This window comes from Nocardioides sp. F233 (assembly GCF_057813895.1).
Window position 1 is genome coordinate 1 of sequence record NZ_JBVASH010000013.1, and the last position, 3,455, is coordinate 3,455.

The 3,455-nt window shown below is 55.9% G+C and carries 2 rRNA genes; both read right to left on the reverse strand.

Annotated elements, in window-relative coordinates:
- Positions 1-7 precede the first annotated feature (7 nt).
- Positions 8-124 (reverse strand): 5S ribosomal RNA (gene rrf, locus ACZYRU_RS26835).
- Between the two features lie 162 nt (positions 125-286).
- Positions 287-3,413: ribosomal RNA gene (locus ACZYRU_RS26840) — 23S ribosomal RNA — on the reverse strand.
- Positions 3,414-3,455 lie beyond the last annotated feature (42 nt).

The following is a 3,455-nucleotide window of genomic DNA, read 5'->3' on the forward strand; positions in this document are numbered from 1 at the left end:
AATGTTTGTCCGGCGGCGTCCTACTCTCCCACATCCTCTCGGTTGCAGTACCATCGGCGCTGGCAGGCTTAACTTCCGGGTTCGGGATGGGACCGGGTGTTTCCCTGCCGCTATGGCCGCCGTAACTCTATGAACCCCTGTGTACCCAGGTGTCTGGGTTCCCACGGCAGGCGGGTTCTGGATTGCTCCAGAAACCCTGCTCCCGTGGTCGGGGTTGGTTTCTTCATGTGGACGCGGCACCAACACAGTGTTTCGTTTGGTGTTGTTGAGTGTGTTGGGGGTTTGTTGTGGCAAGTCTTCGGCCTATTAGTACCGGTCGGCTGGGCATTACTGCTGTACACCTCCGGCCTATCAACCCAGTGTTCTGCTGGGAGCCTTAACCCACAAGGGGTGGGAAACCTCATCTTGAAACGTGCTTCCCGCTTAGATGCGTTCAGCGGTTATCACTTCCGAACGTAGCCAACCAGCCATGCACCTGGCGGTACAACTGGCACACCAGAGGTTCGTCCATCCCGGTCCTCTCGTACTAGGGACAGCCTTTCTCAAGTTTCCTACGCGCGCGGCGGATAGGGACCGAACTGTCTCACGACGTTCTAAACCCAGCTCGCGTGCCGCTTTAATGGGCGAACAGCCCAACCCTTGGGACCTACTCCAGCCCCAGGATGCGACGAGCCGACATCGAGGTGCCAAACCATCCCGTCGATATGGACTCTTGGGGAAGATCAGCCTGTTATCCCCGGGGTACCTTTTATCCGTTGAGCGACAACGCTTCCACTCGCAGTTGCCGGATCACTAGTTCCGACTTTCGTCCCTGCTCGACATGTCTGTCTCACAGTCAAGCTCCCTTGTGCACTTACACTCAACACCTGATTGCCAACCAGGCTGAGGGAACCTTTGAGCGCCTCCGTTACATTTTGGGAGGCAACCGCCCCAGTTAAACTACCCATCAGGCACTGTCCCTGAACCAGATCATGGCCCTAGGTTAGACATCTAGTACGACCAGAGTGGTATTTCAACGATGACTCCACAACCACTGGCGTGGCCGCTTCACAGTCTCCCACCTATCCTACACAAGCCGAACCAAACACCAATGCCAAACTATAGTAAAGGTCCCGGGGTCTTTCCGTCCTGCCGCGCGTAACGAGCATCTTTACTCGTAGTGCAATTTCGCCGAGTCCATGGTTGAGACAGTAGGAAAGTCGTTACTCCATTCGTGCAGGTCGGAACTTACCCGACAAGGAATTTCGCTACCTTAGGATGGTTATAGTTACCACCGCCGTTTACTGGGGCTTAAATTCTGAGCTTCGACTTGCGTCTAACCCGTCCTCTTAACCTTCCAGCACCGGGCAGGAGTCAGTCCGTATACATCGTCTTACAACTTCGCACGGACCTGTGTTTTTAGTAAACAGTCGCTTTCCCCTGGTCTCTGCGGCCTCCGGCGCTTCCCCAGCAAGTGGGTACACGCCTCGGGCCCCCCTTATCCCTAAGTTACGGGGGCATTTTGCCGAGTTCCTTAACCATGGTTGTCTCGATCGCCTCGGTATTCTCTACCTGATCACCTGAGTCGGTTTCGGGTACGGGCGGCTCATGGCTCGCTAGAGGTTTTTCTCGACAGCATAGGATCACCCACTTCCCCCAAACGGGGTCGGCATCACATCTCAGGGCCACCGATCAAACGGCTGCATGGCGGATTTGCCTACCACACCCCCTACATGCTTACCCGCCGTCTACCATCGCGGCGGTTGGGCTACCTTCCTGTGTCACCCCATCGCTTGACTACTACCGGATCGGATCCCACGCTCTGCCCCACCCTCGCACCCCGAAGGGATTGATAAGTGAGGTTTCGGGTGGTTAGCATCACCGGGCTCGTCATGGGCGCCATTTCGCCGGTACGGGAATATCAACCCGTTGTCCATCGACTACGCCTGTCGGCCTCGCCTTAGGTCCCGACTTACCCAGGGCAGATTAGCTTGACCCTGGAACCCTTGATCAATCGGCGCACGGGTTTCTCACCCGTGATTCGCTACTCATGCCTGCATTCTCACTCGTGTCACATCCACACCTGGATCACTCCGGCGCTTCACCCGTGACACGACGCTCCCCTACCCAACCGTACCCCTGGACCACCATCAAGTAGTGGCCTGGGTTGAATACGATTGCCATGGCTTCGGCGGATGGCTTGAGCCCCGCTAAATTGTCGGCGCGGAATCACTTGACCAGTGAGCTATTACGCACTCTTTCAAGGGTGGCTGCTTCCAAGCCAACCTCCTGGTTGTCACTGCGACTCCACATCCTTTTCCACTTAGCCACCTCTTAGGGGCCTTAGCCGATGGTCTGGGCTGTTTCCCTCTCGACTATGAAGCTTATCCCCCACAGTCTCACTGCCACGCTCTCACTTACCGGCATTCGGAGTTTGGCTAACGTCAGTAACCTGGTAGGGCCCATCGGCTATCCAGTGCTCTACCTCCGGCAAGAAACACGCAACGCTGCACCTAAATGCATTTCGGGGAGAACCAGCTATCACGGAGTTTGATTGGCCTTTCACCCCTATCCACAGGTCATCCCCTCCATTTTCAACTGAAGTGGGTTCGGTCCTCCACGCCGTCTTACCGGCGCTTCAACCTGCCCATGGATAGATCACTCCGCTTCGGGTCTAGAACACGCGACTCAAACGCCCTATTCAGACTCGCTTTCGCTACGGCTACCCCACACGGGTTAACCTTGCCACGTATCGCTAACTCGCAGGCTCATTCTTCAAAAGGCACGCTGTCACCCCCACAAGGAAGGCTCCAACGGATTGTAGGCACATGGTTTCAGGTACTATTTCACTCCCCGCCAGGGGTACTTTTCACCTTTCCCTCACGGTACTGGTCCGCTATCGGTCATCGAGGAGTATTTAGGCTTAACGGGTGGTCCCGCCAGATTCACACACCATTTCAGGGGTGGCGTGTTACTTGGGAAATGCTGAACACAGCCAAACACTATCGTCTACGGGGCTATCACCCGCTACGGCACCGCTTTCCAACGGACTTCGACCTCGTCTTTGGTTTCTTACTGCGCGCCATCCCGGCAGAGACAGCAACAACACTCCCACAACCCCCACACCGCAACGCCTGCCGGCTATCACACGACATGGGTTTAGCCTCATCCGATTTCGCTCGCCACTACTCTCGGAATCACTTTTGTTTTCTCTTCCTACGGGTACTGAGATGTTTCACTTCCCCGTGTTCCCTCCACACACCCTATTTCATTCAGATGCGGGTAACTGGACATGACTCCAGCTGGGTTTCCCCATTCGGACATCCCCGGATCAACGCTCGGTTGCCAACTCCCCAGGGCATTTCGCAGGCTCCAACGTCCTTCATCGGCTCTCGATGCCAAGGCATCCACCATGTGCCCTTAACAACTTGCCCACAACAAACCACCAACACACACAACAACCCCACCCCCACCAC